Here is a 22,714-nt window from a genome sequence, read left to right as displayed (position 1 = left end):
GTCGCTCATCGGCTCAACACCCGCACGAGCACACTGGCCGCCAGGCTCAGCAAGACGGTGCTGGCCAGCGGAATGTCCCAATCGCGCCCAAACAGCCGAAAGCGCAGGTCGCCCGGCAGCCGGCCGAAACCGAGCTTGTGCAGCCACGGCGTGAGCCCGCTGAGCAGCACCAGCGCAAAGAAGACGACGGCAAACCAGCGGATCATGCTCAGAGTGTAGGGGTTCGGTCGCCCTGCGCAAAACCCAGCGCCTGCCACGGCGCGCCCTTGTAGAAGCCGATCACCTTGAACAACTCGCCCATCTCGTGTTCATTGATCAATTTGAGCGCCATCGCGCGCTCGGCCAGCGTTGCGTGCTCCAGTTTCGAGAGCAAACCCGCGTTCATGAGAAAGCGCGCCTGGCTCGTGTAGCCGAGCGTGCCCACTTCCTGCGCGGGTTCGGGCGAGGCAACAGCCTCCTGCGCCGCCAGCGCCAGAGCGGTGAAGTTGACGTGCGCCGTGATGTCCTTGAGCCCGACCAGGGCCAGCGGATCGGCGTCGGCCAGGTGCCCGCGGTGGCACATCACGGTGCCCATGTGGCGCTGCGGATGGTAGTACTCGGCCTCGGGAAAGCCGTAGTCGATGAAGAAGGCTGCGCCGCGAATCAAAGTGCCGGCCAGGGTGTGGATGAAGGCCTCCATCTGCGGGTGGATTTCGGTCAGGTAGTCGTGCTGTCCGGGAATGTCGACCGGCGGGCGCAGCGCGGTGGGCCGGTCCTGCCAGACGAAGCGGCCCGGCTCGCGCGCGGGGTCGGCGGGGTCGATTTTGCAGGCCACGCCACGCTCATGCCACACGCCGCCAGTGCGCACCAGCAGCTTGACCGGCATGGCGTCCAGCACCTCGTTGCCCACCAGCACGCCGGCAATTGCTTCGGGCAATGCGCTGACCCAGCGCACCCGGCCGGCGTGCGCCGCCAGGGTATGCTGCTGGCGCTCGCGCAGCGTGCCCGACAGGTCGACGATGGTGTAGGTCTGCACCGCCACCCCCGACGCATCCAGCGCATCGAGCAACTGCAGCGCCAGCGCGCCGGAGCCGGCGCCAAATTCCCAGACCTCGCACGTCTGCGTGACTTGCAGCGCCTGCGCCACCTGCGCAGCCAGCGTCTGGCCGAACAGCGGCGTCATCTCGGGCGCGGTCACGAAGTCGCTGCCGCCACCCTTCACGCCGTGCGGCATGGTGCCGAATTTGCGCAAATCGTTGGCGTAATAGCCCAGGCCCGGCGTGTACAGGGCCAGCGCCATGTACTCGTCAAAGCCGATCCAGCCGCCGCTGGATTGGATGGCCTGCCCTATCTGCTTTGCGAGGGTGCTCGTTAAACTACGCTGTGTTGTCATCTGAGCCGAATTGTCCCCGAATGTCCGCCCCCGCCCGCCCCCGCACGGTTCTCGTCACCGGCTCCGCCAGACGGCTGGGCCGCGAGATCGCGCTCGCGCTCGCGGCCGGCGGCTGGCAGGTCGCGGTGCACTACCGCAGCTCTCAGGCAGATGCTATTAAAACGGTAGCTGACTGCGCAGAACTGGCGGGGGCCAGCGCCGCTTTTGATGCAGATCTCTCGGACGAGGCAGCGGTGCGTGCGCTGCTGCCGCGGGTCATCAAGCATTTCGGCGCAGTCGATGCCGTGGTGAACAGCGCCTCCACCTTCGAGCACGACAGCCCGGCCAGCTTCGGCTTTGCCGCCATGGAGGCGCATTGGCGCAGCAATACCGGCGCCCCGATCCTGCTGGCGCAGGCTTTGTTCGAGCACGTGAAGGCCCGGGGGGACGATCCTGCAGGCGAGGGCCAAAGCGCGCCCGGCGTGGTGGTGAATCTGCTCGACCAGAAACTGTGGAACCCGAATCCCGACTTTTTCAGCTACACCCTGTCCAAGGCCGCGCTGGAGGCCGCCAACACGCTGCTGGCCATGGCGCTGGCGCCGCAGTTGCGCGTGGTCGGCGTGGCGCCGGGGCTGACGTTGACCAGCCATCTGTTGAGCGACGAGAAATTCGAGGCCCTGCACAAGCTCTCGCCGCTGGGCCGCTCCTCGACGGCGGCTGACGTTGCCGCGACCGTGAAATTCGCGCTGGAAAACTCCTCCATCACGGGCACCACGCTGCTGGTCGACGGCGGCCAGCATCTGATGCGGTTCGAGCAAGACTTTTCAATGATGTAATCATGCTGAACACCAAAGGCCTGCAAACCCTCACCTTGACCGGTTTGCGCTTCGACGCCAACCTGGGCATCCTGGCGCACGAAAAAACCGCACCGCAGCCGATCCAGGTCGACGCCGAACTCAACCTCGGCCCCCAGCCGCTGCTGCCGCGCGACGACGAGATCACGCACGTGCTGGACTACCGCAAGGTGCGCCAGATCATCATCAAGGAATGCACGGCCGAGCACGTGAACCTGCTGGAGTCGCTGATTGGCAAGCTCGCGCACCGGCTGATGCAGCTGCCTGGCGTGCTCGGCGTGCGCGTAAAGATCGCCAAGCTGAAGATTTTTGACGACTGCGAAGTGGCGATTCGCATCGAGACGGGGCAGTGGTGATGCGCAGCGCTGAACCGCTTCAAGCTGCGAACGCCCCCTCGGGGGGCAGCGCCATACACGAAGTGACAAGCGTGGGGGTAAGGAGTTTATGAGTGCGCAGTGGATTGACAACGACGTCGCGCCCTTGAACCAGGGCCTCAAGATCGAGCGCGAAATCCACAAGCTGGAGAAACGCCTGTGCCGCGAGGTGGGCCGCGCCATCGTGCAATACAACATGATCGAGGAGGGCGACAAGGTCATGGTCTGCATGTCGGGCGGCAAGGACAGCTATACGCTGCTCGACATCCTGCTCAAGCTGAAACGCCGCGCGCCGATCCACTTCGACCTGATCGCGGTGAATCTGGACCAGAAGCAGCCCGGCTTTCCCGAGCATGTGCTGCCCGACTATTTGAAGAGCACCGGCGTGCCGTTCCACATCGAGAACGAGGACACCTACAGCATCGTCAAGCGCCTCATCCCCGAAGGCAAGACCACCTGCAGCCTGTGCTCGCGCCTGCGCCGCGGCATCCTGTACCGCGTGGCCGACGAGCTGGGCGCGACCAAGATCGCGCTGGGGCACCACCGCGACGACATCCTGCAGACGCTGCTGCTGAACATGTTCTTTGGCGGCAAGATGAAGAGCATGCCGCCCAAGCTGGTCAGCGACGACGGCCGCCACGTGGTGATCCGCCCGCTGGCCTTCGTGGCCGAGAAGGACGCCCAGCGCTGGTCGCAGCACCGCGACTTCCCCATCATTCCGTGCAACCTGTGCGGCAGCCAGGAGAACCTGCAGCGCAAGCAGGTCGGCGAGATGCTGCGCGAGTGGGAGAAGAAATTCCCCGGCCGCGTGGAAAACATGTTCAACGCCCTGCAAAACGTGGTGCCCAGCCACCTGCTCGATGGCGCGCTGTACGACTTCAAGGGCGCGCGTGCCACCGGCGTGGCGGATGCCAACGGCGACAAGGCGTTCGATGCCGAAGACTTCGCCCCCGCCCATCCGGCATTCGCGCCGGCCGGCGTGCAGGTGGTGCACATCACCTGAAAAAACAAGACCCTTGACCTAACCCCCGACACGATCCCTGCCCCCATGAACGCTACCCGCATCCTTGCCATCCGCCACGGAGAAACCGCCTGGAACGTGGCCACCCGCATCCAGGGCCAGCTCGACATTCCACTCAACGAGACCGGCCGCTGGCAGGCCGGGCGCATGGCGCTGGCGCTGGCGGACGAGCCCATCCACGCCATTTACGCGAGCGACCTGCTGCGCGCGCGGGAAACCGCGCTCGCGCTGGCGGATGCCACGGAGCTGCCGGTGCTCAGCGAGGAAGGCCTGCGCGAGCGCGAGTTCGGCGTATTCGAGGGCAAGACCTTTGCCGAGATCGCGGCGCTGTGGCCCGAACAGTCGCTGCGCTGGCGCAAGCGCGACCCCGACTTCGCGCCCGAAGGCGGCGAGTCGCTGCTGCAGTTCAGGCAGCGCGTGACGCACGCGGTGCAGACCCTGGCCGAGCGCCACCGCGGCGAGCTGATCGCACTGGTCAGCCACGGCGGCGTGATGGACGTGCTGTACCGCGCCGCCACGCGGCAGGAGTTGCAGGCGCCGCGCACCTGGGCGCTGGGCAACGCAGCCATCAACCGCCTGCTGTGGACGCCGCAGGGCCTGACGCTGGTCGGCTGGGCCGACACCACTCATCTCCAGGACGATGAATCACTCGACGAAACCGCCGCATGACGATGTAGCCCCCACGCTTGCCACTGCGTGTGCTGCGCTGCCCCCCGAGGGGGCCTTCGCGCCTTGGGGCGGCCCGGCGGCGCTCAAGCCCGGAGCCCGGCCATGACCCCCAGCCAAATCATCGTCCTCGCGACGCCGGTGTTCCTGCTGCTGATCGCCTTCGAATTCGCCTGGGGTTATGCCAAAGGCCGCAACACCTATAGGCTCAACGACGCCATCAACAGCATCAGCCTTGGGGCTCTGAGCCAGCTCAGCGCGGTGTTCACGCGGCTGCTGCAGATCGGCATCTACAGCGCCATCTACGCTGGCGTCGCGCTCTACCCGAACCCGGAGTTCTGGAACACCTGGTACGGCTGGCTGCTGGCGCTGCTGTTCTACGACCTGTGCTACTACTGGCTGCACCGCATGGGCCACGAGGTCGCCGTGCTGTGGGCCGCGCATGTGGTGCACCACCAGAGCCAGGACTACAACCTCTCGACCGCGCTGCGGCAACCCGCCACCTACGAGCTGCTGCGCTGGATTTTTTATGTGCCGATGGCGGTGGCCGGCGTGCCGCCTTTGACATTCGCCGTCGTCGCGCTGATCGATTTGCTGTACCAGTTCTGGGTCCACACCGAGCACGTGCCCCGGCTGGGCTGGTTCGACCGCTGGTTCTGCTCGCCGTCGAACCACCGCGTGCACCACGCCGTGAACGACCCCTACCTCGACAAGAACTACGGCGGCATCCTGATCATCTGGGACCGGCTCTTCGGCACCTTCACCGAAGAGCGCGAGAAATGCGTGTACGGCACGCGCGGCGCGCTGAACAGCTGGGATCCGCTGTGGGCCAACGTTGAAGTCTATTGGGCGCTGCTCAAGGACTCGTGGCACACGCGCCTTTGGCGTGACAAGCTGCGCGTCTGGTTCAAACCGCCGGGCTGGCGGCCTGCAGACGTCGCACAGCGCTTTCCCAAGCCGGCGTTCGAGATGGCGCAGGTCAAACGCTTTCATCCCCTCGTGAGCCGCGCCGTGCTGTGGTTTTCCGGCGCGCAGTTCGCCCTGCTGCTGGCAGGCGTCTCCGTGTTCCTGTGGTTTGCCGACCCCCTGCCGCTGGCGCAAGCCGCCGTGTGGCTGGCGGCGTTAATGGCGGCCCTGTGGGCGCTCGGTGCCGTGCTGCAGGGGCGCATCAACGTGCTGGAGGTGCTCCTGATCGAGTCCGCCGCGCTGGCCACCGCGAGCAGTGCCATGGGCCTGCCCGACCTGCACCACATCTTCAAGCCGTTGACCATAATGATCGCTATTGCTTTCGTAGCTTCGAGTCAACGCACCACAAGGGCTGAAGGCCGATTGGATGCATTATTGATGGCGGCGCTCGCAGCCTCTCTGGCGGGCGATGTGCTGCTGATGTTCCCGGGCTACTTCCTCCCGGGGCTGGTGGCGTTCCTGCTGGCCCACCTGTGCTACCTCGTGCTGTTCAAGCTCGGCACCGCGCAGTTGCAGTCGCTCGGCGCGGGCACGGGGCGCGAGGTCGCCGGCGTGCGCTCCGTGTGGTTCCCGAGCCGGCGCGCGCTCTATGGCACGCTGGGCGTGGGCGCGGCCATGCTTGCCTACCTGTGGCACGGGCTCGGACCGGTGCTGCGGCCGGCCGTGGCCGCCTATGTGGTGGTCATCGCGCTGATGGCGGCGCAAGCCATCGGCCGCGCCACGCTGTTGCGCAACCAGGCCGCCGTGATGGTGGCCGTGGGCGCGGGATTTTTCATGTTGAGCGACGCGCTGCTGGCCATCGACCGCTTTGCGCAGCCGCTGCCGCTGGCGCCGCTATGGGTCTTGTCCAGCTACTACTTTGCTCAGATTTTGATAGCTACTTACGCATGCTCAGCAAGGGCCAGAGGCTGATTTGATTCAAAACCCCGGTCGCTGCCCCCGGCGCGGCAAACGCCGCATCAGCGGTAGAGCAAGGTCGGTAGCCACATCGTCAGCGGCGACCACAGCGCGGCGATGAGCATGTCCAGGATGGCCACGGCCACCAGCGGCATGACCGCCCGCGAGATCCGGCCCAGCGTCACGTCGGCGATGCCGCAGCTCACGAACAGGCAGATGCCCACCGGCGGCGTGAGCATCCCGATCGCGAGATTGGTCACCACCAGCACGCCGAACTGCACCGGGTCGATCTGCATCTGCGGCGTCAGCAGGGCCAGCACCGGCACCACCAGCAGCAGCGCAGCGGTGGTCTCCATCACGCAGCCGACGACCAGCAGCAGGGCCAGCACCAGCAGCAGCAGGCCCACCGGCGGCAACGACATCGAATTCACGAAGACGTTCAGCAACTGCGCGCCCTGCTGCATGGCCAGCAGCCAGCCGAAGACCTTGGCCATCGCGATGATGAACAGGATGCCGCCGGCCACCACCTGGGAGCGAACGATCAGACGCGGCAGGTCGCGCCAGGCCAGTTCGCGGTTGATCACGGTGCCCACCAGCAGCGCATAGAACACGGCCAGCGCTGCGCCTTCGGTCACCGTGACGATGCCGCTCAGGATGCCGCCCAGAACGATCACGGGCGCGCCCATCGACCACAGGGCCGCGCGACCCGTGCTGGCCACCCTCTTCCAGGTGAAGGCCACGCGCTCGCCATAACCCCTGCGCCACGAGATGCCGATCGCCACGGCCATGAACGACAGGCCCATCAGCACGCCCACCAGCAAGCCGCCGGCGAACAGCTGGGAGGTCGAGATGTTGGTCATGAAGCCGAACAGAATCATCGGGATCGACGGCGGGATGATGATGCCGATGGCGCCGCCGGCCGCCACCACGGCGGCAGCGAAGGCGGGCGGATAGCCCTGGCGGATCATGGTCGGGATCACCACCGCGCCGATCGCCGCGGTATCGGCAGCGGCCGAGCCCGAGATGCCGGCGATGATCATCGAGGCCCCGATCGCCGCCGCCGCCAGGCCGCCCGGCGCCCAGCCGACCAGACTGTCGCAGAAGTCGATCAGGCGGCGCGAGATGCCGCCCACCTCCATGATCGAGCCGGCAATCATGAACAGCGGCACGGCCAGCAGGTCGAACGAGTCGACCCCCGAGAAAAGCTGCTGGACGACCGTCTGGCCCAGCGCGGAAAGGGTGACCGTGTCGGGGAAGACGCCGGGTGAGACGATCAGGCCGATCGCCGGCAGGCCGATGGACAGCGCGATGGGCAGGCCCAGCGCCATCAGCACGAACATCAGCACGAACAGCAGGACGATGATCACGCTGCGGGGACCACGGGCCGGGTCAGGTCAACGAGCACGTGCAGCAGGAAGATGGCGCCCGACAAGGGCAGCACGGCGATCGGCAGCGACATCGGCATCTGCACCGCACTCGAGGTCTGGTCCCAGGCCTTGAGCGTATAGCCCACGCCGAACCAGGTGATGAAGCCGAAGCACGCCAGCGTCAGCAACTGCAGCGCGCGCACGATGATGCGTTCGACCAGGCGGCCGAATCTGGCGCCGAAGCCGGCCAGACCGATGAAGTCCGCCCGCTTGTAGGCGACGGTGGCGCCCAGGAAGGTGGTGGCGACCAGCAGGTAGCGCCCGATCTCTTCGGACCAGCTCAGCGAGTGCCCCAGGTAGCGCGCCAGCACCTGGGCGAACAGGATCAGCGAGAAGGCCACCCCGATGACCAGAAGCAGCTGCTCGACCAGGCCGTTGACGCGGTCGCTGAACGCCAGCAAGCGGTGGTGCAGGTTCATGTGGAGGTCAAGCGCGACAAGGCGGGAGCGGGGGCGGCGCAGCGCCGGCGCGGCTCCCGTCGATGGCTCTTTATTTTTCGCTCTTGCGGATCTCGTCGACGATCTTCTTGGTGTCGCCGGTGAGCGAGGCGTAGACCGGCTCGGTCTTGGCACGGAAGGCCGCCAGATCCGGGTTCGTGACGACCTGCATGCCCGCCGCCTCCAGCGCCGCGAGCTGCTTGGCCTCGTTGCTGCGCACATAGTTGCGCCCGAAAGTCGAAGCCTGCGCCGCCGCGGTCATGAAGGCCTGTTGATCGGCGGGCGGCAGCTTGTCGAAGAAGGCCTTGCTGCCGACGAACACGAGCGCCGAATACACGTGCCGGGTCAGCGTCAGATACTTTTGCCCCACCTCATTGAGCTTGGCCGCCGAAATCACGGAGATCGGGTTTTCCTGGCCGTCGAGCACGCCCTGCTGCAACTGGGTCGTGATTGGCCACGCCATGGGCGTCGGGTTGGCACCGATGTCGCGCCAGATGGCCAGGTGGGTCGGCGACTCCATGGTCCGGATCTTCATGCCTTTGACATCGGCGGGCTCGCGGATGGCGCGCTTGGAATTGGTGAGGTTGCGGAAACCGTTGTCCTCGAAGTGCATGCCGACGAGGCCGGCCTTGCCAAAGCGCTTGAGCAGATCCTGCCCGATGGGGCCATCCAGCACCTTGTCGGTCTGCTCGTACGAGCTGAACAGGAACGGCATCTCGATGGCCTTGATCTCGGGCACAAAGGCCTCGACCGGGCCGGTGGTGCACACGCACATCTGCACGGTGCCCAGCTGCAGTTGCTGCAGCACCTGGGTCTCGCTGCCCAGCGCGCCGGAATTGTGGATGACCACGTCGTACTTGCCGGGCAAGGCCTTGTCGAGAACTTCCTTGAACTTTTCCGCCGACAGCGTGTGCACGAACGCCGGGGCGGTCACGATGCCGATGTTCACCTGCACGGGGGCGGCCGCAGCGGCCCCGCTCCATGCCAGCCCGAACACGCAGGCCAGTGCGGCCACAGTGCGTGATATTGAGTTCATGCTTGTTCCTTTGCGGGTTAATTTGCACACGATGCAGGCACAGAAACAGAACCAGCCGAACGCGAGCGGATCATATGTTAGCAGACGATTATTCGGCGGCCCCGGGAACTTGATACCCCATCCCCCGCATGCATGCGACACTGCCACTGCCCCGTGCCAGCTGTCATCGGGTGGTCACAAGGCTCAACGCAGCAAAGGGGAAGTCATGCACCACATTTCATTCAGCTTGGACGCGGCCGTGTGCACCATCACGATGAACCGGCCGGACAAGCGCAATGCCGTCAACGGCCCGATGGCCGCGGAGCTGCGCGCGGCGTTCGAACGCTTCCAGGGCGACGATGCCCTGCACGTCGCCATCCTGACCGGCGCGGGCGGCCACTTTTGCGCTGGCGCGGATTTGGGCGCGGTGTCCGACCCGGCCTTGCGCAATGAGCTCGACATGGAGGGCGGCGGCGGCGGCCCGATGGGGCCGACGCGCATGGCCTTGAACAAACCGCTGATCGCCGCTGTCAATGGCCACGCTGTCGCCGGCGGGCTGGAGCTGGCCCTGCTGGCAGACATGCGGGTGGCTGATGAAGACGCGATCTTCGGCGTCTTTTGCCGCCGCTGGGGCGTACCGCTGATCGACGGCGGCACGGTGCGGCTGCCGCGCGTGATCGGCATGGGCCGCGCGCTCGACCTGATCCTGACCGGCCGCCCGGTGCCGGCGCCGGAAGCGCTGGCGATGGGCCTGGTGAACCGCATCACGCCGCACGACGGCGCGCTGGCGGCGGCGCAGGAACTGGCGCGCCAGATCGCGGCGTTTCCGCAGCAGTGCATGCTGGCCGATCGCCGTTCCGCCTACGAGCAGTGGGACCTGTCGCTGGCCGAAGCCTTGCGCCGCGAAGGCGCGCAGGGCACGCCGATGGTGTTCACCGAAGGCGAGGCCGGCGCCGCCCGCTTTGCGCAAGGCGCGGGCCGGCACGGCAAGTTCAGCGGCTGACCCGAGCCGCCGGCAAGCTCAACCGCAACCAATTTCACTCGGCAAACAGGCCGTCGCTGTGGCTTGGCGGCGTGACGCCCAGGTGCCGGTATGCGGCCAGCGTGGCGATGCGCCCGCGCGGCGTGCGCTGCAGGTAGCCCTGCTGGATCAGGTAGGGCTCGATCACGTCCTCGATCGTGTCGCGTTCCTCGCCAATGCTGGCCGCAATGTTGTCGAGCCCGACCGGGCCGCCGTCGAAGCGGTGGATCACGGCCTCCAGCAGCTTGCGGTCCATCACGTCGAAACCCTGCGGGTCCACGTCGAGCATGGCCAGCGCCTTGTTGGCAATGTCGAGCGTGATCCGCCCCGAGCCCTTCACGTCGGCGTAGTCGCGCACCCGGCGCAAGAGCCGATTGGCAATGCGCGGCGTGCCGCGCGAGCGGCGCGCGATCTCGAAGCCGCCACCCTCATCGGTCGCGACATTCAGCAGGCCGGCGCTGCGCCGCACGATGCGCGCCAGTTCCTCGGGTGTGTAGAACTCCAGCCGCGACACGATGCCGAAGCGGTCGCGCAGCGGGTTCGTCAGCATGCCCGCGCGCGTGGTCGCGCCGACCAGCGTGAACGGCTGCAGGTCCAGCTTGATGGAGCGCGCGGCCGGGCCTTCGCCGATCATGATGTCGATCTGGTAGTCCTCCAGCGCGGGGTACAAAATCTCTTCGACCACCGGGGACAGGCGGTGGATCTCGTCGATGAACAGCACGTCGTTCTTCTCGAGGTTGGTCAGCAGCGCCGCCAGGTCCTTGGGCTTTTCCAGCACCGGGCCCGAGGTCTGGCGCAGGTTCACGCCAAGCTCGTGCGCGATGATGTGGGACAGCGTGGTCTTGCCCAGCCCGGGCGGCCCGAACAGCAGCACGTGGTCCAGCGCCTCGCCGCGCATCTTCGCCGCGCCGATGAAAATCTCGAGCTGTTCGCGCACCTTGGCCTGGCCCACGTACTCGTCGAACAGCTTGGGCCGCAGCGCGCGCTCGATCGCCTCCTCACCCGGCGAGGCAGGCGCGGCAGACACCACGCGCTGCGGTGGTGGCATCTGGAAGTCGTCGGTCTGGATACTCATACGCCGGATTATTTCGCCAGCGCCTTGAGCGCCAGCTTGATGCCGTCACTGACGCCCACGTCAAGTGGCAGGGCCTTCAGCGCCAGCGCCGCGTCGCGCTCGCTGTAGCCCAGCGCCACCAGCGCCTGCAGGATGTCGGACTGCGCGTCGCTGGTCACGCTCGCCGGCACGCCGATGTCGGCGCCGAGCTTGCCCTTGAGCTCCAGCAGCAGCCGCTCCGCGGTCTTCTTGCCGATGCCGGGCACCTTGATGATGCGGCCCGCCTCCTGGCGCGTGACGGCCTGCGCCAGCTCGGCCACGCTCATGCCGCTGAGCACGCTGAGCGCCGTGCGCGGCCCCACGCCCGAGATCTTGATGAGCTGGCGAAACGCCGCGCGCTCGGGGTGCGTGCCAAAACCGTACAGGATTTGCGCGTCCTCGCGCACCACAAAATGCGTCAGCAGCGTGACTTTTTCGCCCAGGGCGGGCAGGTTGTAGAAGGTGCTCATGGGCACGTTCACCTCGTAGCCGACGCCGTGGCAGTCCACCACGAGTTCGGGCGGATTCTTGTCGCTGAGCGTTCCGGTGAGCTTGCCGATCATGGGTTGCCTGCTTTGTTGCCTATCATTGGGGTTTCGCCTCGTCCTGATTCACCGGAATTATCAGCTTGATTCTCAGACACACCTTCTCGCCGCCCAACAACACGCGCTTGGGCCACCTGTGCGGACCGATGGACGAGCACCTGCGCACCATCGAGGCGGCGCTGCAGGTCAGCATCGCGCACCGCCACGAGCAGTTCAAGGTCGACGGCCCCAAGGCGAAGGCCACCCGCGCCATGGAAATGCTGCAGGCGCTGTACGAGATGGCCGCGCGCCCGATCGCGCTCGACAAGGTGCAGCTGATGCTGGCCGGCGATTCGGCCATGGCGGAGTCCGGCGACGGCAGCCTGGTGCTGCACACCCGGCGCGCCGACCTGCGCGCGCGCACGCCGAACCAGTCGGTCTACATGGAGAACATGGCCAGCCACGACATCACCTTCGGCATCGGGCCGGCCGGCACCGGCAAGACGTATCTGGCCGTGGCGATGGCGGTGGACGCGCTCGAGCGCAGCGCCGTGCAGCGCATCGTGCTGACGCGCCCGGCCGTAGAAGCCGGCGAGCGGCTCGGCTTCCTGCCCGGCGACCTGAACCAGAAGATCGACCCGTATCTGCGCCCCCTGTACGACGCGCTGTACGACCTGATGGGTTTCGACAAGGTGCAAAAAGCCTTCGAGCGCAACGCGCTGGAGATCGCGCCGCTGGCCTTCATGCGCGGGCGCACGCTGAACAACGCCTTCGTGATCCTGGACGAGGCGCAGAACACCACGCCCGAACAGATGAAGATGTTCCTGACGCGCATCGGCTTCGGCGCGCGCGCCGTGGTGACCGGCGACGTGAGCCAGATCGACCTGCCCAAGACCCAGCTCAGCGGCCTGATCGACGCCGAGCGCGTACTCAAACGCGTCAAGGGCATCGCGATCACGCGGCTCACCAGCGCCGACGTGGTGCGGCACCCGCTGGTGGCGCGCATCGTGGACGCTTACGATGCGCGCGGGCAGTCGGACCGCCAGGACGCGCCGCCACCCAAGGCCGCCGTGCGCACGCGCAAGAAATCGATTTAACTATGAAAATAATAGCTACCTGCCGATACCTCATATGGGCTGCAGGCCGGTTTGACTGTTAACCCATGCCTTTGAACACGCTGCAGCTGTCGCTGCAATTCGCCCGCTTTGCCGATGCCGCCACGCATCGCGCTGCCCTGCCCCGGCATCAGGTGGCGCGCTGGATTCGCCATGCGCTGGACAATGACGCCGAGATCACGGTGCGCATCGTGGACGCCGAGGAAGGCCAGACGCTGAACCGCGACTACCGCCACAAGGACTACGCGACCAATGTGCTGACCTTTGACTACACGCAGGAACCGGTCGTGAGTGCCGACCTGGTGCTATGCGCCCCCGTCGTCGCAAAGGAAGCGCGCGAACAGCGCAAGACGCTGCAGGCCCACTACGCGCACCTGCTGGTGCACGGCACGCTGCATGCGCAGGGCTGGGACCACGAGACCGGCGAGGCGGACGCAGCCGCGATGGAGGCGCGCGAGGTCGAGGTCCTGGCCGGGCTGGGTTTCGCCAACCCCTACGCCTGACGGAAACGCCGCCGCGCCCATCGCGCCGGTACCCCTGCAAGAAAAACCATGTTCGACATCACCCTGTTGCTGGTCGCAGCCTTCGTGGCCGGCGCCCTGAATTCCGTGGCCGGCGGCGGCAGCTTCCTGACGCTGCCGGCGCTGGTGTTTACCGGCGTTCCTTCGGTGGTCGCGAATGCGACCGGCACGGTCGCCCTGCTGCCTGGCTACGTCGCCGGCGCCTGGGGCTTTCGCGAAGACACGCAGGCGCCGCCGGGGCTGTCGATGCGCCGGCTGGTCGTGCTGTCGCTGCTGGGCGGCGCGGCGGGCGCGGGGCTGCTGCTGGTCACGCCGGACACCCTGTTCCGGCGCATCGTGCCCTGGCTGCTGCTGCTGGCCACTGCCCTGTTTGCGTTCGGCCCACGCCTGCGTGGGCTCGCCACGGGGCACGCCGCGTCGCCGCTGAAGGCCGCCGCCGGTGTGCTGGGGGTCGCGGCTTACGGCGGCTACTTCAATGGCGGCCTGGGCATCCTGCTGCTGGCGCTGTTCGGCCTGCTGGGGCAAACCAGCCTGAACGCGATGAACGGGCTGAAGAACGTGGTCTCTGCGCTGCTGACCGCCATCGCCGTCATCATCTACGCGGCGGGTGGCGTGGTGCAGTGGCCGCAGGCGCTGCTGATGATGGTCGCCGCCACCGCCGGTGGCTATGTCGGTGCGCGCGCGGCGCGGCGCATTCCCGCCCCATGGATGCGCGCCGGCATCGTGGCAACCGGCTTGATCATGACGGCGATCTTCTTTTATTACCCCTGACGCGACGCGCCGCGGGGTGCGCGTGCGCCGGGGCCGCGACTCAGGGCACGCCGGTCGGCGCGATGCGCAGCGGAATCGTCACCGGCCCGTCGTTGACCAGGTGCACCTGCATGTCGGCGCCAAACTGCCCGGTCTGTACCACGGCATGCGCGGCGCGCGCCCGGGCCACAAAATAGTCGTACAGGCGGCGGCCTTCGCCGGGGGGCGCCGCGTTGCTGAAGCCGGGCCGGTTGCCGCTGGCAGTGTCGGCCGCCAGCGTGAACTGGCTCACCAGCAGCAGGCCGCCCGCGCTGCCGCGGCCGTCCAGGTCCTGCACGCTGCGGTTCATCTTGCCCGCGTCGTCGCCGAAGATGCGCAGCTTGAGGATCTTGTCCAGCAGCTTGTCGGCCTGCGCCTGGCCGTCGCCGCGCTCGGCGCAGACCAGCACCAGCAGCCCGGCGCCGATCTGGCCCACGGTCTGGCCGTCGATTACGACGCGGGCCTGGCTCACGCGCTGGATCAGGGCGATCAAATCAGGTCCTTCTGGTCATCGAAGTGCGCTTCCACGTCGCTGGGCAGCAGCTGGATGGTGGCGCGCAGGCCGGGCACAGCGCTCATCAGCGCCTGCTCGACGCTGCCGCGCACGGCCGCAGCGCGGCCCAGCGTCCAACTCGCCGGCATGTGCATGTGCAGGTCGACAAAGCGGCGCTGGCCGGAACGGCGCGTGGTGATGTGGTCGAAGCGGATGATGCTGATCTCCCCGCGCCGGTGCGCAAAGCCGGCCAGCGTGTTCTCGATCTCGGCCAGCACGTCGGGTTCCACGGCCTCGTCCATCAGGCCCTGCGAGGAGCGCCAGATCAGGTGGCCGCCCTCGCGCAGGATGTTCAGCGCGACGCCGATCGCCACCAGCGCATCGAGCCAGAGCCAGCCCGTGAGCGCCACCGCGCCGATGCCGACGACCACGCCCACCGAGGTCCAGACATCGGTGACCAGGTGCCGGGCATCGGCCTCCAGCGCCATCGAGCGGTGCTCTCTGGCGGCGCGGAACATGGCCCGCGCCAGCACGCCATTGAGCGCCGAGCTCAGCACCGCCAGCACCAGGCCCCAGCCCAGTTGCTGCAGCGGCTGCGGGTCGGCCAGGCGGTGGGCCGCGGCCCAGATGATGCCGACCGCGGCACCGACGATCAGGATGCCTTCGAAGCCGGACGAAAAATACTCGGCCTTGTAGTGCCCGTAGGGATGGTCGTGGTCGGCCGGGCGCTGGGCGATGGTGACCATCATCAGCGCGAAAATCGCGCTGGCCAGGTTCACGAACGACTCCATTGCGTCCGACAGCAGCCCCACGGAATCGGTCACGTACCAGGCCAGCGTCTTGAGCACGATGGTGATGACGGCAACGCCCACGGACACCCACAGGAGCGTGCGCGGCGAAGGCAGTGAGCGTGGGGCGGCGGCGTTCGGCATGGGCGCCATTGTGCACAACAGCCAGGGAGCGCTTGCGTCACTGGCGCGCAGACACCGTCTGCCGGCCACGCCACAATCGGGCCTGTTGGCTTTCCCGCAACGACCCTTTTGATGTCTGTCCCCACCTCCGCGATCGACCCCGCCACCGCGCGCACTGGCGAGACCGCCCACACCGGCACGGACGCGCGCTTCGATACGCTGCTGGCCTGGTATTTCGTGATCGTCTGGGGCTCCGGCTTTCTGGCGACCAAAATCGGCATCCAGTACGCCGCGCCGTTCACCTTCCTCACGCTGCGCTATCTCGTGGGCGTGGTGTGCCTGCTGCCCTGGCTGGCGCTGGCGCGCCCCGCGTGGCCCGCCAGCCGGCGCGAATTCTTCCACATCTGTGTGGCCGGACTGCTGATGCACGCGATCAACCTGGGCGGCAGCCACTACGCGCAGTACCTCGGCATCTCGGCCGGCATCGTGGCGCTGATCCTGGCGACCCAGCCGCTGCTCACCGCCGTGTTCGCGCACCAGGTGCTGCACCAGCGCCTGAGCCCGCCTCAATGGCTGGGCGTGGCGCTGGGGCTGGCGGGGGTGGCGCTGGTGGTCTGGCACAAGGTCAACGTGGAAGCGGTGTCATGGGTCAGCCTGCTGGCCGTGGGCATCTCGCTGGCCGCGATCACGGCCGGCACGCTGTACCAGCGCGCCTTTTGCAGCGCGGTGGATCTGCGCAGCGCCAGCCTGATCCAGTTTGTCGCGTCGCTGCTGGTGCTGGCGCCACTGGCCTGGACGGTCGAGGGTTTCGTGGTGCGCTGGCGCTGGCCGCTGCTGTTTTCCATCCTGTTTCTGGTGGTGCTGGCCTCGATCCTCGCGGTGAATGCCCTGCACCTGCTGATGCGCCACGGTCACGCCACGCGCGTCACCAGCCTGTTCTACCTGACCCCGATCGTCGCGGTGCTGCTGGAATGGCTGATGTTCGGCGAGGTGCCGAGCTGGCTCAGCGCCATCGGCATTGCCGTCACCTGCGCCGGCGTGGCGCTGGTCTGCCGGCAGCCGCGCACCAGAGCCTGAACTGGCTACGCCAGCGTCACCCGCGCGAACTTGCGCTTGCCGACCTGCACCACATAGGTGCCGGCGCTGAGCTTGAGCCCCTTGTCGCTGACCACGCTGGAGTCCACGCGCACGCCGCCGCCCTCGATCAGGCGGTTGCCCTCGCCGCTGGAGGCGGCCAGCCCGGCCATCTTGAGCAGGGCCCCGATACCGACCGCGGCGCCGCCCGCACCCAGCGGCAACGTGACTTCGGCAATCTCGTCGGGCACGCCGCCCTTGCTGCGGTTCATGAAGTCCTGCTCGGCCGCGTCGGCCGCCTGCGCGCTGTGGAACCGCGTGGTGATTTCCCGCGCCAGCAGCACCTTGGCATCTTTCGGATTGCGGCCGGCCTCGACTTCGGCCTTCAGGGCTGCAATCTCGGCCTCGCTCTTGAAGCTCAGCAACGTGTACCAGCGCCACATGAGCACGTCGGAAATGCTCAACACCTTGGCGAACATGGTGTTGGGATCTTCGGAAATGCCGATGTAGTTGTTCTTGGACTTGGACATTTTCTCGACGCCGTCCAGCCCTTCGAGCAGCGGCATGGTCAGGATGCACTGCGGCTCCTGCCCGTATTCCTGCTGCAGATGGCGTCCGACCAGCAGATTGAACTTCTGGTCGGTGCCGCCAAGCTCCAGGTCGGCCTTGAGCGCCACGCTGTCGTAGCCCTGCATCAGGGGGTACAGAAATTCGTGAACGCTGATCGAACGCCCTTCTTTGAAGCGTTTATTGAAGTCATCTCGCTCCATCATGCGCGCAACGGTGTATTTCGCCGCCAGCTGGATCATGCCGCGCGCGCCTAGCGGGTCACTCCATTCGCTGTTGTAGCGGATCTCGGTCCTGGCCGGATCCAGCACCAGGCTGGCCTGTTTGTAATAAGTCTGGGCGTTGGCTTCGATCTGCTCGCGCGTGAGCGGCGGGCGCGTGGTGTTGCGCCCCGACGGGTCGCCGATCATGGTGGTGAAGTCGCCAATCAGGAAAATCACCGTGTGCCCGAGGTCCTGCAATTGGCGCATCTTGTTCAGCACCACGGTGTGTCCGATGTGGATGTCGGGGGCCGTCGGATCCAGTCCCAGCTTGATCCGCAGCGGCACCTGGGTCGCCTGCGAGCGCGCCAGCTTGGCCACCCATTCGTCTTGCGGGATCAATTCGTCGCAGCCCCGCAAACTCACAGCCAGCGCATTCTTTACATGGTCGGTAACTGGGAATGTAGTACTTAAGGCTTGATTCATAAGGGAATTTTTGACATCTTCATGACTGCGATCGATATAATCGGCGGCTGTCTGTGGGGAAACACACAGAACTTTGGATTCTTGACATTTTTATACGACTGCCGCCGAAGGATTCGGCCCCAGTCCTGCGCCTGATTTTAAGCGGCGCGCGCTTTTTGCCCGTTTCGGCAACTGCCAGCCAAAACCGCAAGCGTCGCGACAACGCTGATTCGTCATTGGGAAACGTTCTTTTGAATAACCGTCTACTTGCCATCGGGAATGTTCTTGCCAGCCTGATTCATCGTCACCCCAAACGGGTCAGTGCCGTTGTCGCCGCGTTCATGCTGGGCGGCGGCGGCGGCGCGTTCGCCGTGGCCTCGTTTGGCCCCGACCCGTCGGACCTGCCCACGCGCCAGGTGCTGGAGGCCGTGCAGCCGCTGGCGGCGCCCCCGACGGAACAGGCCGATGCGCTGGATCTTCATCACTTCCGGCTGTTCCGCTCCGACACCACGCGCTCCAGCGACAGCGCCGACGCCCTGCTCAAGCGTCTCGGTATCGCGGACGCCGGCGCCGCGGCCTTCATTCGCAAAGACGCAACGGCCCGCCAGGGCTTGCTGGGCCGCGCCGGCCGCTCGGTCTCGGCAGAAGCCAGCGACACCCATGAACTGCTCAAGCTCACGGCGCGCTGGACCACCGACACCAGCGGCAATTTTCAACGGCTGGTGATCGAAAAAACGGCGCAAGGCTTCAGCTCGCGCGTCGAGACGGCCCCCTTGAGCGCCTCCACCCGGCTCGGCAGCGGCACCATCAACTCCACGCTGGTCGAAGCCGCCGATGCCGCCCGCATTCCCGACGGCGTGATTTCGCAGATGGTCGATATTTTCTCGGGCGATATCGACTTTCACGGCGGCCTGCACAAGGGTGACCGTTTCTCGGTGGTTTATCAAACGCTGGAGGCCGACGGCGAGCCCATCTCCGGCGCGAACGTCACCGGCCGCGTGCTGAGCGCCGATTTTGTCAACAAGGGCAAAGAGTTCCAGGCCATGTGGTTCCAGGATCCCACGGCCACTGGTGCGGCAAACAAGGGCAGCTACTACACGCTGGACGGCCGCAGCCTGCACCACGCCTACCTGAAGTCGCCGGTGGAGTTCACGCACATCACCAGCGGCTTCAGCATGCGCTACCACCCGATCCTGCACATCTGGAAGAAGCACCTCGGCGTGGACTATGCAGGCCCGATCGGCACGCCCGTGCGCACGGTCGCCGACGGCGTGGTGGAATTCGCCGGCGTACAAAACGGCTACGGCAATGTGGTGTACGTGCTGCACCGGCCCGGCCCGGACGGCAGCCACACCACCGTGTATGCGCACCTGAGCCAGATCAACGTGAAAAAGGGCGAGCGCGTGAGTCAGGGCCAGAACATCGGCCGCATCGGCCAAACCGGCTGGGCCACCGGCCCGCATCTGCACTTCGAATACCGCGTCAACGGCGCCTATGAGGATCCGGTCGCGATTGCCCAGCAAAGCGATACGGCCCCGCTGTCGGCTGCCGCCAGGCCGGCGTTCGACCGCCTGGCTGCGTCGATGCGGCTGCAATTGGCGGCCGCCGCGTCGGTGCAGCAAGCCAGCGCGCAATAAGAGTCAGGCGCACCACCGCGCAAGCTCACCTGAACGATCCAGCAGCATCGACCATGACCGAGCGCTACATCGGCCTGATGTCGGGCACCTCGCTGGACGGGGTGGATGGCGTTCTCGTCGAATTTTCCGAATCAAAACCGCGTGTAGCCCTTCACTGCTCTGCACCTTTTGCTACACATTTAAGAGCAGAGCTGCTGGCGCTCAACACCCCCGGCGGCAACGAGCTGCACCGGGCCGCGCTCGCGGCGAATGCGCTGGCACAGGTCTATGCCCAGGTGGTGGCCGACCTGCTGGCAGGCGCCGGCATCAACGCCGCTGACGTGCAGGCCATTGGCGCGCACGGCCAGACGGTGCGGCATCGCCCGCAGGAGTTCGGCGCCGACGCGCAGCAGGGCCTTGCCGCCGTGGGCTACACCCTGCAACTCAACAACCCGGCGCTGCTGGCCGAGCTCACCGGCGTCGACGTGGTGGCCGACTTTCGCAGCCGCGACCTGGCGGCCGGCGGCCAGGGCGCGCCGCTGGTGCCGGCGTTCCACCGCGAAGTGTTCGGCCAAGCCGGCGAGACCGTGGCCGTGCTCAACATTGGGGGCATCGCGAACCTGAGCGTGCTCGGGGCCGACGCCAGCGTTCTCGGCTTCGACTGCGGTCCCGGCAATGCGCTGATGGACTACTGGTGCCAGCGGCACACCAGTCGGCCGTTTGATGCCGGCGGCGCCTGGGCGGCCAGCGGCACGGTGAGCGCGCCCCTGCTGCAAGCGCTGATGGGCGAGCCCTACCTCGGCAAAGCCCCGCCCAAAAGCACCGGGCGGGACCTGTTCAACCCGGATTGGCTGACTGCCCGGCTGCGGCCATTCAACGCGCTGGCGCCGCAGGAGATCCAGGCAACATTGACGGAATTCACCGCCAGCGCTTGTGTAGCAAGCGTTACCGGCTATGCAAAGAGTAGCAAATCGCTGATTGTCTGCGGCGGCGGCGCCCTCAACACGCATCTGATGCAACGCCTGCAGGCGGGTTTGCCACAGGTGGCCGTCATGTCTTCCGAAGCGCGCGGCCTGCCGCCGCTGCAGGTCGAGGCCGCGGCCTTTGCCTGGCTGGCGCGCAAGACCTTGCGGCGCGAGGCGGGCAACCTGGCCAGCGTCACCGGCGCGCGCGGCGAACGCGTGCTGGGCGCGATCTACCCGGCTTGAGCGGCCTGCGAAGCCGACCCGCCAGTTCGCGCCGCGCGGCTCAGCTGGCTTCGGCGGCTTCGTGCGGGCCGGCCGTGGGCTCGATATCTGGCGACAGTTGCCAGAAGATCCAGGCCGAAGCAATCGTGATCAGGCCCATGGTGGCAAACGTGGCGTGGAAGGCATAGAGCGTTTGCAGGACTCCTGCAGCCGACGAAAAAACGTCGGTAAAGGCGGCCAGCACCGCACTCGCCGCCGCTACCCCCATGCTGATGGAGAGCATCTGCACCATCGACAGCAGGCTGTTGCCGCTGCTGGCCAGGCCGCCATCGAGATCCTTGAGCGTGATGGTGTTCATGACGGTGAATTGCAGCGAGTTGACCGCGCCAAAACAGGCCAGCTGCACAATCCGCAGCCACAGCGGCTGCTCGGGCGACATCAGCGCAAAGCTGGCCATGGCAACGCCGACCAGCGCGGTATTCACCACCAGCACCATGCGGTAGCCGGCCCGCCTCACCAGCCGGGTGGCCAGCTGCTTGGAGAACATGCCCGCCGCCGCCACGGGCAACATCATCAGGCCCGCCTGCAACGGCGAATAGGCCAGGCAGACCTGCAGCAGCAGCGGAATCAGAAACGGCATGCAACTGCTGCCGATGCGCGCGAACAGGTTGCCCAGCAGGCCGATGCTCACGGTGGGAATGCTGAACAGGCGCGGCGAGAACAGCGGGTTGGGCTGGCGCGCGGCGCGCAGCCAGTACGCCACCAGGCTGGCCAGCCCGAAGATCAGCAGCACCAGCACCGTGGCCTGGCGCAGGCCGAGATCGGACAGGCCGTCGAGCGAGAGCGAAATGGCCACCATGCCGAAGGCCAGCAGCAGATAGCCATTCAAATCGAAGCGCGTCGCCCCGTGGCCGCGCCCCACGGGCATGTGCTTCATGGTGGCAATGCATCCGACCAGGGCAACCGGCACGTTGATCAGGAAAATCCAGTGCCAGGACGCCACCACCACGAGCCAGCCACCCAGCGTGGGCCCCAGCAGTGGGCCGATCATGCCGGGGATGGCGACGAAGCTCATGGCCGCCAGGAATTTCTCGCGCGGAAAGGCGCGCAGCACCGCCAGCCGCCCCACCGGCAGCAGCAGGGCGCCGCCCAGGCCCTGCACCACGCGCGAGGCCACCAGCTGCGGCAGGCTCTGCGAAAAGGCGCACAGGAGCGAGCCAATGGCGAACAGCACGATGGCGCTGAAGTACACGCGCCGCGTCCCGAAGCGGTCGGCAATCCAGCCCGAGGCGGGAATCAGCATCGCCATCGTGAGCGAATAGGCCACGATCACCGACTGCATGCGCAGCGGGCTCTCGCCCAGGCTCTTGGCCATCGCGGGCAGCGCGGTGTTGACGATGGTGGTGTCCAGCGTCTGCATGAAGAACCCGATCGCCACCAGCCACAAGAGAATCGGGCGGGGGCTGTCGTTATTCATGAGGAAAGCGCTGGACGATGGATGTCAAAAAAACCGGGAATGGATACCCACAAAAAAGTCGCCGGCAGGCGACTTCTTGATCACGGCTGCGAGGGACTCAAGCCGAGAAGCTCGATCCGCAGCCGCAGGTGGAGGTAGCGCCCGGGTTCTTGATGACGAACTGGGCGCCCTGCAGGTCTTCCTTGTAGTCGATCTCGGCGCCGACCAGGTACTGGTAGCTCATGGCGTCGATCAGCAGCGAGACCCCATTCTTGGTCATGGTGGTGTCGTCTTCGTTGGTGACTTCATCAAAGGTGAAGCCATACTGGAAGCCCGAGCAGCCGCCGCCCTGCACGAACACGCGCAGCTTGAGCTCGGGATTGCCTTCTTCGGCGATCAGGTCGGCCACTTTCGCGGCCGCACTGTCGGTGAAGATGATGGGGTCGGGCATCTGGGTCTGGATATTTTCTGCGACGGCGCTCATAGGGGGGTACCTCCGTTAACGGACTGGGTAGATGCTACCGCAAATCGCCTTCCAGCGTCGCCCCGCGGCCATTTGCCGCCAGGCGCCTTGCAGGCTTTGCAGTTCGTGCGGACCATGGGCAAAACACGTGCCCCGAAAAGAAAAAAACCGCTCCGAGCGCCGAGCTCGGGCGGTTTTAGAAGCGCTGACC

The 22,714-nt window shown here is 66.6% G+C and carries 24 protein-coding genes; 12 read left to right on the top strand and 12 right to left on the bottom strand.

From position 1 onward, the window contains the following. Window positions 1-5 precede the first annotated feature (5 nt). Both B0E49_RS15020 and B0E49_RS15015 read right to left on the bottom strand, forming a co-directional pair. Window positions 6-206 carry a DUF2905 domain-containing protein gene (locus B0E49_RS15020; protein ID WP_077563020.1) on the bottom strand — a complete coding sequence of 67 codons (201 nt, stop codon included), beginning with the start codon at window positions 204-206 and terminating at the stop codon, window positions 6-8. Between the two features lie 2 nt (window positions 207-208). After that, window positions 209-1,372: a class I SAM-dependent methyltransferase gene (locus tag B0E49_RS15015; RefSeq protein ID WP_077563019.1), complete on the bottom strand. Its 1,164-nt coding sequence runs from the start codon at window positions 1,370-1,372 to the stop codon at window positions 209-211. A 20-nt stretch (window positions 1,373-1,392) separates the two neighbouring features. On the opposite strand from B0E49_RS15015, the gene B0E49_RS15010 reads away from it, so the two are divergent. From B0E49_RS15010 to B0E49_RS14990, 5 genes are all read left to right on the top strand, one after another. Further along, complete coding sequence (locus B0E49_RS15010) at window positions 1,393-2,187, top strand: SDR family oxidoreductase (RefSeq protein ID WP_077563018.1); 795 nt, start codon at window positions 1,393-1,395, stop codon at window positions 2,185-2,187. Window positions 2,188-2,189: 2 nt separating this feature from the next. After that, window positions 2,190-2,561 carry a dihydroneopterin aldolase gene (locus B0E49_RS15005; RefSeq protein WP_077563017.1) on the top strand — a complete coding sequence of 124 codons (372 nt, stop codon included), beginning with the start codon at window positions 2,190-2,192 and terminating at the stop codon, window positions 2,559-2,561. Between the two features lie 88 nt (window positions 2,562-2,649). Further along, window positions 2,650-3,582 carry a tRNA 2-thiocytidine(32) synthetase TtcA gene (gene ttcA, locus B0E49_RS15000; protein WP_077563016.1) on the top strand — a complete coding sequence of 311 codons (933 nt, stop codon included), beginning with the start codon at window positions 2,650-2,652 and terminating at the stop codon, window positions 3,580-3,582. 45 nt (window positions 3,583-3,627) lie between these two features. After that, window positions 3,628-4,269, top strand: a complete 642-nt coding sequence (locus B0E49_RS14995; RefSeq protein WP_077563015.1) for a histidine phosphatase family protein — start codon at window positions 3,628-3,630, stop codon at window positions 4,267-4,269. 102 nt (window positions 4,270-4,371) lie between these two features. Continuing rightward, complete coding sequence (locus B0E49_RS14990; protein ID WP_077563014.1) at window positions 4,372-6,144, top strand: lysoplasmalogenase family protein; 1,773 nt, start codon at window positions 4,372-4,374, stop codon at window positions 6,142-6,144. 47 nt (window positions 6,145-6,191) lie between these two features. Here B0E49_RS14990 and B0E49_RS14985 read toward each other — a convergent pair whose 3' ends face one another. The 3 genes from B0E49_RS14985 to B0E49_RS14975 all read right to left on the bottom strand — a co-directional run bounded on the left by B0E49_RS14985 (window position 6,192) and on the right by B0E49_RS14975 (window position 9,029). Further along, window positions 6,192-7,496 carry a TRAP transporter large permease gene (locus tag B0E49_RS14985; RefSeq protein WP_144264581.1) on the bottom strand — a complete coding sequence of 435 codons (1,305 nt, stop codon included), beginning with the start codon at window positions 7,494-7,496 and terminating at the stop codon, window positions 6,192-6,194. Further along, a complete protein-coding gene (locus B0E49_RS14980) occupies window positions 7,493-7,975 on the bottom strand; it encodes a TRAP transporter small permease (protein ID WP_077563013.1) in 483 nt (160 codons plus the stop codon). Before B0E49_RS14980 ends, B0E49_RS14985 begins: the two co-directional genes overlap by 4 nt. 70 nt (window positions 7,976-8,045) lie before the next feature. After that, a complete protein-coding gene (locus tag B0E49_RS14975; protein ID WP_077563012.1) occupies window positions 8,046-9,029 on the bottom strand; it encodes a DctP family TRAP transporter solute-binding subunit in 984 nt (327 codons plus the stop codon). A 205-nt stretch (window positions 9,030-9,234) separates the two neighbouring features. Here B0E49_RS14975 and B0E49_RS14970 point away from each other — a divergent pair, with 205 nt between their 5' ends. Beyond that, window positions 9,235-10,011, top strand: a complete 777-nt coding sequence (locus B0E49_RS14970) for a crotonase/enoyl-CoA hydratase family protein (RefSeq protein ID WP_077563011.1) — start codon at window positions 9,235-9,237, stop codon at window positions 10,009-10,011. A gap of 34 nt (window positions 10,012-10,045) precedes the next feature. On the opposite strand, the gene ruvB is transcribed toward B0E49_RS14970, so the two are convergent. Together ruvB and ruvA are read right to left on the bottom strand one after the other, a co-directional pair. Next, window positions 10,046-11,104 (bottom strand): Holliday junction branch migration DNA helicase RuvB, encoded by a 1,059-nt coding sequence (ruvB, locus tag B0E49_RS14965; RefSeq protein WP_077563010.1) that lies wholly within the window; start codon window positions 11,102-11,104, stop codon window positions 10,046-10,048. Window positions 11,105-11,112: 8 nt separating this feature from the next. After that, window positions 11,113-11,685: a Holliday junction branch migration protein RuvA gene (gene ruvA, locus B0E49_RS14960; protein ID WP_077563009.1), complete on the bottom strand. Its 573-nt coding sequence runs from the start codon at window positions 11,683-11,685 to the stop codon at window positions 11,113-11,115. 65 nt (window positions 11,686-11,750) lie between these two features. Here ruvA and B0E49_RS14955 point away from each other — a divergent pair, with 65 nt between their 5' ends. From B0E49_RS14955 to B0E49_RS14945, 3 genes are all read left to right on the top strand, one after another. Continuing rightward, window positions 11,751-12,743, top strand: a complete 993-nt coding sequence (locus B0E49_RS14955) for a PhoH family protein (RefSeq protein WP_077563008.1) — start codon at window positions 11,751-11,753, stop codon at window positions 12,741-12,743. A 65-nt stretch (window positions 12,744-12,808) separates the two neighbouring features. Further along, the gene (ybeY, locus tag B0E49_RS14950) at window positions 12,809-13,264 is read left to right on the top strand and encodes an rRNA maturation RNase YbeY (RefSeq protein WP_077563007.1); all 456 of its coding nucleotides are present in this window, start codon (window positions 12,809-12,811) and stop codon (window positions 13,262-13,264) included. Window positions 13,265-13,312: 48 nt separating this feature from the next. Continuing rightward, window positions 13,313-14,053 (top strand): sulfite exporter TauE/SafE family protein, encoded by a 741-nt coding sequence (locus B0E49_RS14945; RefSeq protein WP_077563006.1) that lies wholly within the window; start codon window positions 13,313-13,315, stop codon window positions 14,051-14,053. A 40-nt stretch (window positions 14,054-14,093) separates the two neighbouring features. Here B0E49_RS14945 and dtd read toward each other — a convergent pair whose 3' ends face one another. Further along, on the bottom strand, window positions 14,094-14,564 hold the full coding sequence (gene dtd, locus B0E49_RS14940) for a D-aminoacyl-tRNA deacylase (protein ID WP_077563005.1): 471 nt from the start codon (window positions 14,562-14,564) through the stop codon (window positions 14,094-14,096). Continuing rightward, the gene (locus B0E49_RS14935) at window positions 14,561-15,496 is read right to left on the bottom strand and encodes a cation diffusion facilitator family transporter (RefSeq protein ID WP_077563050.1); all 936 of its coding nucleotides are present in this window, start codon (window positions 15,494-15,496) and stop codon (window positions 14,561-14,563) included. Before B0E49_RS14935 ends, dtd begins: the two co-directional genes overlap by 4 nt. A gap of 111 nt (window positions 15,497-15,607) precedes the next feature. Here B0E49_RS14935 and B0E49_RS14930 point away from each other — a divergent pair, with 111 nt between their 5' ends. Beyond that, the gene (locus B0E49_RS14930; protein ID WP_077563004.1) at window positions 15,608-16,552 is read left to right on the top strand and encodes a DMT family transporter; all 945 of its coding nucleotides are present in this window, start codon (window positions 15,608-15,610) and stop codon (window positions 16,550-16,552) included. 5 nt (window positions 16,553-16,557) lie between these two features. On the opposite strand, the gene tyrS is transcribed toward B0E49_RS14930, so the two are convergent. Continuing rightward, on the bottom strand, window positions 16,558-17,802 hold the full coding sequence (gene tyrS / locus B0E49_RS14925) for a tyrosine--tRNA ligase (RefSeq protein ID WP_077563003.1): 1,245 nt from the start codon (window positions 17,800-17,802) through the stop codon (window positions 16,558-16,560). Between the two features lie 230 nt (window positions 17,803-18,032). Between tyrS and B0E49_RS14920 the strand changes: the two genes are divergently transcribed. Together B0E49_RS14920 and B0E49_RS14915 are read left to right on the top strand one after the other, a co-directional pair. Beyond that, window positions 18,033-19,418 (top strand): M23 family metallopeptidase, encoded by a 1,386-nt coding sequence (locus B0E49_RS14920; protein ID WP_286138037.1) that lies wholly within the window; start codon window positions 18,033-18,035, stop codon window positions 19,416-19,418. A 53-nt stretch (window positions 19,419-19,471) separates the two neighbouring features. Then, window positions 19,472-20,605: an anhydro-N-acetylmuramic acid kinase gene (locus B0E49_RS14915; RefSeq protein ID WP_077563001.1), complete on the top strand. Its 1,134-nt coding sequence runs from the start codon at window positions 19,472-19,474 to the stop codon at window positions 20,603-20,605. Between the two features lie 40 nt (window positions 20,606-20,645). On the opposite strand, the gene mdtD is transcribed toward B0E49_RS14915, so the two are convergent. Beyond that, a complete protein-coding gene (mdtD, locus tag B0E49_RS14910) occupies window positions 20,646-22,061 on the bottom strand; it encodes a multidrug transporter subunit MdtD (RefSeq protein WP_077563000.1) in 1,416 nt (471 codons plus the stop codon). A 97-nt stretch (window positions 22,062-22,158) separates the two neighbouring features. After that, window positions 22,159-22,524 (bottom strand): iron-sulfur cluster insertion protein ErpA, encoded by a 366-nt coding sequence (erpA, locus tag B0E49_RS14905; protein ID WP_077562999.1) that lies wholly within the window; start codon window positions 22,522-22,524, stop codon window positions 22,159-22,161. Window positions 22,525-22,714: the final 190 nt, after the last annotated feature.

The sequence above is a fragment of the Polaromonas sp. C04 genome (genome assembly GCF_002002705.1).
Classification (GTDB): domain Bacteria; phylum Pseudomonadota; class Gammaproteobacteria; order Burkholderiales; family Burkholderiaceae_C; genus Rhodoferax_A.
The sequence above is the reverse complement of the archived record's forward strand: the minus strand, read 5'-3'. Positions and strand labels throughout refer to the sequence as shown.